This window comes from Vibrio sp. V19_P1S1T109, from assembly GCF_002241375.1.
Classification (GTDB): Bacteria; Pseudomonadota; Gammaproteobacteria; order Enterobacterales; family Vibrionaceae; genus Vibrio; species Vibrio anguillarum.
Window position 1 is genome coordinate 1 of sequence record NZ_NDIM01000230.1, and the last position, 7132, is coordinate 7132.

Below are 7132 nucleotides of genomic sequence, written 5' to 3' on the forward strand. Positions count from 1 at the left end.
AATTACAATATTTTGCGTGATAAAAATCACATAATTTTATTTTAATGATCTACATCAACAGATTTAGGTAATTAAATTACACAAATATCAGCAGAAAATGATTATTAGGCGGTAAGGGGAAGAATCTCATCGCCGATTGTGTCATCTCTTCTATACGCTACAGTCGATTTAATGTGACACCAATAAAACAATTCTCAAGCGGTGAGGCTACTCGCTGATTGTCGAGAGTGGTATGCTGTCCACCACTACAAGTCATGCTCAGATCTAGTCGATATCGCTACCAAAGAAACATTTCGCCTGTTCATGATCTGGCAAGCTCGAATAAAAGGAGTATTCCGTGTCTGAGTTCTATTCTGAAATCAGTAAATTGTCATCGGCACCCGTATGGCAATTTTTCGATAAAATCTGTTCCATTCCTCACCCATCTAAGCATGAAGAAGCCTTAGCCCAACACATCATCCAGTGGGCGACAGAGCAGGGTTTAGCGGTACGCCGAGATCCAACCGGCAACGTTTTCATAAAAAAACCAGCGACAGCTGGCATGGAACATAAGAAAGGTGTGGTTCTACAAGCTCATATTGATATGGTGCCGCAAAAAAACGAAGACACGCAGCACGACTTTGCTAAGGACCCTATCCAACCGTATATCGATGGCGAATGGGTAACAGCCAAAGGAACCACTTTAGGTGCCGATAACGGTATGGGTATGGCAGCATGTTTGGCTGTTCTCGCGTCAAAAGAGCTCAAGCACGGTCCTATTGAGGTGTTACTGACGATTGATGAAGAAGCGGGTATGACAGGTGCTTTCGGCCTTGAAGCGGGTTGGTTAGAAGGAGAGATCCTGCTCAATACTGATTCAGAACAAGAGGGCGAAGTGTATATGGGCTGTGCTGGTGGTATTGATGGCGCAATGACTTTTAATATCCAACGACAAGCCATGCCTGCTGGTTACGTAACACATCAATTGATTTTGAAAGGGTTAAAAGGAGGTCACTCTGGGTGTGACGTCCATACTGGCCGTGGGAATGCTAACAAGCTACTGGCTCGCTTTCTTGCTAGTCACGCACAAGAACTTGATTTACGTTTGATCGAGTTTCGCGGTGGTAGCCTACGTAACGCCATTCCTCGAGAAGCGTTTGTCACCGTGGCCATTCCTGCCGAAAATGGGGTAAAACTGGATGAGCTATTTAGCACCTATACCCAGCTAGTGAAAGAAGAGCTTGGACGCGTCGAAACAGGAATTGTCACTTTCAACAACCCGCAAGAAAATGCAGAAAATGTCTTCGCTCTTGTTGATCAACAACGTTTTATTGCCGCATTAAACGCGTGTCCAAACGGTGTGATCCGGATGAGCGATGAAATTGAAGGCGTGGTTGAAACCTCATTGAATGTCGGTGTGATTACCACGCAAGAAAACTCTGTGACTGTGTTATGCCTTATTCGTTCTCTGATTGATTCAGGTCGCCAACAGGTTGAAAGCATGCTCAAATCCGTTGCTGAGCTAGCGAATGCGGAAATTGCCTTTACTGGTGCTTATCCGGGCTGGAAACCAGATGCCGATTCAGAGATCATGGCTATTTTCAGAGACATGTACCAAGGTATTTACGGTCATAAACCGAATATCATGGTGATCCATGCTGGTCTAGAATGTGGTCTTTTCAAAAAACCTTACCCAGAAATGGATATGGTTTCGTTTGGCCCAACCATTAAATTCCCTCACTCACCGGATGAGAAAGTGAAGATCGACACAGTCGACCTTTTCTGGGAGCAAATGGTTGCCCTACTAGAGCATATTCCAGCGAAAGTTTAACCCACTCTGATGTCGAATTCTTCAACCAGCGTGTAATAGCAAGTTGATGAATATCTTGCTTTGGCAGCGGAATTCGGCATCAATCCTTACCTCTTTTTCTATCAATTAATTTTATCGATAAGGCAAATTAATTTCATTAGCGCACATTTTTTGTGACTGCTAGAGTTCGCCCCCTTGAAGTTCCTAGAGTTATTCACCACACTCTCTTCAAGCGATAACACCATTTAAAAGTTGTATCGGGGATGCGGCTACTCCTTAGCGGCGTCTTACATTCTCCAAAAATATTGAAACTGCGATGAAAGAAAAAATGATTGTCGGATGGCGAGAAACTCTCAGCCTTCCAGGGTTAGGTATTGAGCAAATTAATGCCAAAGTCGATACCGGAGCCCGCACGTCGTGCTTACACGCATTTAAGGTAGAGAGCTTCACCAAGGAAGAGACTCTTTGGGTTCGCTTTTGGATCCACCCTGTGCAGCGCAATAATGACAAGATCACAGTGTGCGAAGCTAAAGTCATTGATGAACGAATCGTCCGTGATTCCGGTGGCCATGAAGAGTCACGTTACGTTATTCAATCAGACGTCAGTTTGGGCGGCCAAACTTGGCCCATTGAAATAACGTTAACCAATCGCGAAAATATGGGTTTTCGTATGCTATTAGGTCGCACTGCAATGCACCGTCGAATTTTAGTTAATCCAACTAAATCGTTTTTAATCGCTTTCGAGGAGAGCAAATAATGAAAATTGGTATTCTGTCACGTAATGCTTCGTTGTATTCAACCAAGCGTCTGATTGAAGCGTGTAAAAGCCGTGGCCACCAAGTCAAAGTGATTGATGGGCTGCGTTGCTATATGAATATCAATTCTGAAAAACCCGAAATTCACTTTAAAGGTGAAGAGTTAGCGGGTTTTGATGCAGTCATTCCTCGTATTGGTGCATCCGTTACGTTTTACGGTACTGCGGTATTACGCCAATTTGAAATGATGGGGGTTTATCCCGTCAATGAATCTGTGGCTATTAGCCGTTCCAGAGATAAACTTCGCTCAATGCAGCTATTGTCTCGTCGCGGCATTGGTATGCCAATTACTGGTTTCGCCAGCAAACCCGATGATGTCAAAGACTTACTCGACATGGTCGGAGGAGCACCGGTAGTAATTAAATTACTTGAAGGAACTCAAGGCATCGGTGTAGTGTTAGCGGAAACACGCAAAGCAGCAGAAAGTGTGATCGAAGCGTTCATGGGCCTGAAAGCCAATATCATGGTGCAAGAGTACATCAAAGAGGCCGGTGGTGCCGATATTCGCTGTTTCGTTATTGGCGACAAAGTTATCGCAGCCATGAAACGGCAAGGTGCCGATGGTGAGTTTCGCTCTAACCTACACCGCGGCGGAACGGCCTCTTTGGTAAAAATCACCCCTCTAGAACGTAAGACGGCTATCGATGCGGCGAAGATTATGGGTCTCAATGTTGCGGGTGTGGATCTTTTGCGATCGGAACGTGGCCCATTAGTGATGGAAGTCAATTCATCGCCAGGTCTTGAAGGTATTGAAGCCGCTACTGGTAAAGATATCGCCGGGTTGATTGTCGAATTTATTGAAAAAAATGCGGCAACGAAAGGGACAAAAACACGTGGCAAAGGTTAGGAAAAACACAGCATTTCATTTCCTGGGGGATTCAGTTCCCCCAGGAACGCGCAAGGCAATGGAGCTAGAAGCGGCTAAGCTTTATACACACTCGCCACTCTCTATCCCTATCGAAATCATTAATGGAATATCCACTGGCCCAACCTTAATGGTCAATGCCGCCATCCATGGTGATGAACTGAACGGCGTTGAAATAGTCCGTCAACTGATCAACTCCATCGACCCGCAAAAACTAAAAGGGACACTGATTGTTGTCCCCATCGTCAATGCCTTTGGCTTTATTCATAAATCTCGCTACCTTCCTGATCGACGCGATCTCAATCGCTGTTTCCCTGGAAGTGAAACTGGCTCCCTCGCCTCTCGCATTGCACATACTTTCTTTTCCCAAGTCGCTTTACGTTGTGATTACATCATCGACCTGCATACTGGTGCTATTCATCGCACGAATTTGCCACAAATCCGCGCCGATCTCACTAATCCTGAAACCTTGCGTATTGCCCAAGCATTTGCAACCCCAGTGATCATCGACTCTCCACTGCGTAATGGCTCGCTCAGAAGTGAAGCAGAGAAATCAGGCATCACTGTATTAACTTATGAAGCAGGTGAAGCGCTAAAATTTGAACCTATTGCCATCAATGCGGGTATTGTCGGTGTGAAACGCACCATGCAAGCCATTGGTATGATGCGCAAAAGTCGCAAGGCCGTACCGACATCGATCATCGCAAAATCAACCAGTTGGCTCAGAGCCGAAAGCGATGGCATCTTGCGCACTGTAGTGACGCTTGGCGACAAGGTCGAAAAAGGACAAGTGCTTGCCTATATCAACTCACCGCTTGGTCATGTCGAAGTCGAATTAAGAGCCAATAAGGGTGGTATTGTGATTGGCCAACAAACTCTGCCTCTTGTTAATGAAGGAGATGCCGTATTCCATCTCGCCTACTTCTCGCAAAGCGATGAGATGGTTGAGCAAGTCGTGGGCGATTTTATTGAAGAGGTCGCAGACAGCGATTTAGAACCTCTGACCACGGGACACTTGATGCCACCGTCGATGGTCTAAATAGTCGATAACTCTAAACAATAGAGACACATAAGTTCAATAATAAAGCCCTTATTCAAAGGGCTTTATGCTGTTTAAGCGTGAGTGGGATGAAGAAAGTAACTCATTAACCGAACGAAGCCCAAATCACCGTAGCCACTAATACAGGGCAGACAAATTTCACATACCAAGGCCAGATTTTACCAAACCAACCCAATTGGAACTCAGGGAAACCTTGCTCTAACTCTTTGACCTTCGCCTGACGACGCCACACCCAACCGCCAAATAGGCAGAACATCAGCGCTGCTGTCGGCTGCAAATATTGCGTCGCAACCGTTGCCACTAAGCCAAATAGCGCACCAAAGTTATAAACAATAACGACACTGACTAGCGCAATTAACGCGCCTAATACCCAGCTTGTTGGTGCGCGTTTCGTATTAAAACGCTCGCTGACTAAGGCTACAGGGCATTCCAGCATAGAGATAGAAGAGGTTAACGCGGCGATCGTCAGTAAAGTGAAAAATACGATAGCAAACACCTGCCCCATCCAACCAAGGCTATCAAACATCAATGGCAACACGGTAAAAACGAGCGTATCTGAATTTAGTAAAGAACCGTCAGCGGCATAGATTTCCACACCTTTATGCATCGCAACAAACATCGCAGGCAACACAACAAGGCCAGCAATGAAAGCCACGGCAGTATCAACTAAAGTCACATTTAGTGCCATCTTCGGCAGGTTTTCTTGCTTACTCAGATAAGAGCCGTAAATCAGCATCGAGCAGCCACCAATGGTTAATGAGAAGAAACCTTGCCCCATTGCCGCCAGTAAGAGATGTCTGTCAAAAACCTTTGAAAAATCAGGGACTAAATAGTGTTGTAAACCTTCCATAGCTCCAGTTTGCATCATGATGTAAACAAACAGCACACCAAACAGTACAAACAATGCAGGCATTAAACGCGTTGACCATTTTTCAATCCCGTCTTTAACACCACCTTGCACGATTAGAATCGTCAAAATATAAAACACTAAGGTTCCGAATAAGTTACGCTCAACACTAAACCCTTTCAACCAAACTGTGATTTCCACAAAACCCAATAACTCAGTCATCGCACCGAGTAAAAAGCAGATTAGCCAGCCACCGACGATGCTGTAAAACGCCAGTACAGCACTCGGAACACTCAAACCAATCCAACCGACAAAGCCACCGACCATTTTACCTAGTGGATGAGGCGTTAATGAGCGCATGCTATCAACAGGGTTTGCTTGCCCAAAACGGCCTATCGCCATTTCAACCACTAACATAGGGAAGGCAACGACCATGATCATCACCAAATAAACCAATAAGAATGCGCCGCCGCCGTTGCTTGCCGCTTGGGTTGGAAAGCCCCAGATATTACCTAGGCCAACTGCCGCACCCGCCGCCGCAAGAATAAAACCAAGACGTGAACCAAAATGTTCACGAGAATCAGACTGTGTCATACCACTCACACAAATATCAATAGACTAGTTAGCTAGTACAGTAATACAGGCAATCAAATAGAGCAATTACACTGCTTATTAATTAAACAAGCATTGCAAAAATAAACAGAATTTACTGCGTAAAGATTATTGAACAGGCAATATTAACGGGAGATTAGAGGTGAATTTTTGCACGAGATAACGACCTCTTCCCTGTGCTTTGGCTGCATAAAGTGCTCTATCAGCCACATGAAAGAAATCTAGATAGTGATTCAACTGTGGGGTATCAATTTCAACCCCTCCAACGCTGATTGAAAGCATCTTCTTAGCCGGGGAAAATTGGTGGGTAATGCGCAGCGATTCAACCGATTCGATCAGTCGTTTAGCATAAGCTTGACCATCAATTTCGATGTCGCTCGCCAAAACTACACAAAACTCTTCTCCACCAAAGCGAGCAACCAGTTTTTCACCGCCAAAATCCAATTTTTTTAAGCTGGTCGCAACAGATTTCAATGCTTCATCACCCTCTAAGTGGCCGTAGTGATCATTGAACAATTTAAAATAGTCAATATCGATTAAAAACAATACGATATATCTAAATTGATAATCAACAATATAGCTTTTAAAGACCTTTTCTAAACGACGGCGGTTCGCAATACGTGTGAGTGGATCGTGCTCTGATTGCCATTTTAGTTCACGCCGACTGGTTTCCAGCTCCCATACTATTTGGTTCATCGTACGAGAAAACTCTTTCATTTCCTTTGATATGAAGGAGCGCTCACTAGGCATCTTTCCACCCGATGCTTTAAATTGATCTAGCACTTGATTGGCATCATTGATTGGCTTGACTACTTTATTCGCTACAACTAAGTTCAAGAAAAACATTAGGATAGAGAATGAAGCAAGCCCTGAAAGCTCCTGCCATTGAATAAACGGTGGGACTTTAACGGTATGACTGACTTTAATCAACACAGTAAGACGATTACGATAATCAAGCATTTCAAGGTAAGAGATATTATCTTCATGTGGCGCGGCAACGGTTTGATCATTAAGACTTTTGATCAGCATCACTTCCACATTCACCCCAGTTGCAATCACAAGCTCATTGATAAACTGTCAACTGATCCTTATTAAAAAAAGTAAATGACCTTTGTCGCCCTCCTTTGCATCACTATTGCAAATG

General features: G+C 44.5%; 6 protein-coding genes. 4 read left to right on the forward strand and 2 right to left on the reverse strand.

The window, feature by feature from the left end; all coding sequences use genetic code 11:
* Positions 1–337: 337 nt before the first annotated feature.
* The 4 genes from B9J87_RS11115 (at position 338) to B9J87_RS11130 (ending at position 4508) form a co-directional block, all read left to right on the forward strand.
* Positions 338–1810, forward strand: a complete 1473-nt coding sequence (locus B9J87_RS11115) for an aminoacyl-histidine dipeptidase (protein WP_017046587.1) — start codon at positions 338–340, stop codon at positions 1808–1810.
* Positions 1811–2105: 295 nt separating this feature from the next.
* The gene (locus tag B9J87_RS11120; protein WP_094150787.1) at positions 2106–2546 is read left to right on the forward strand and encodes an ATP-dependent zinc protease family protein; all 441 of its coding nucleotides are present in this window, start codon (positions 2106–2108) and stop codon (positions 2544–2546) included.
* Entirely contained in the window at positions 2546–3451 is a 906-nt protein-coding gene (rimK, locus tag B9J87_RS11125) for a 30S ribosomal protein S6--L-glutamate ligase (protein ID WP_010320145.1), read from the forward strand. The genes B9J87_RS11120 and rimK overlap by 1 nt, the downstream gene beginning before the upstream one ends.
* Complete coding sequence (locus B9J87_RS11130) at positions 3411–4508, forward strand: succinylglutamate desuccinylase/aspartoacylase family protein (protein WP_088718002.1); 1098 nt, start codon at positions 3411–3413, stop codon at positions 4506–4508. The genes rimK and B9J87_RS11130 overlap by 41 nt, the downstream gene beginning before the upstream one ends.
* Before the next feature lie 106 nt (positions 4509–4614).
* On the opposite strand, the gene B9J87_RS11135 is transcribed toward B9J87_RS11130, so the two are convergent.
* Both B9J87_RS11135 and B9J87_RS11140 read right to left on the reverse strand, forming a co-directional pair.
* Positions 4615–5970, reverse strand: a complete 1356-nt coding sequence (locus B9J87_RS11135) for a sodium-dependent transporter (protein WP_094150789.1) — start codon at positions 5968–5970, stop codon at positions 4615–4617.
* A gap of 126 nt (positions 5971–6096) precedes the next feature.
* The gene (locus B9J87_RS11140) at positions 6097–7047 is read right to left on the reverse strand and encodes a GGDEF domain-containing protein (protein WP_254918130.1); all 951 of its coding nucleotides are present in this window, start codon (positions 7045–7047) and stop codon (positions 6097–6099) included.
* Between the last annotated feature and the right edge of the window lie 85 nt (positions 7048–7132).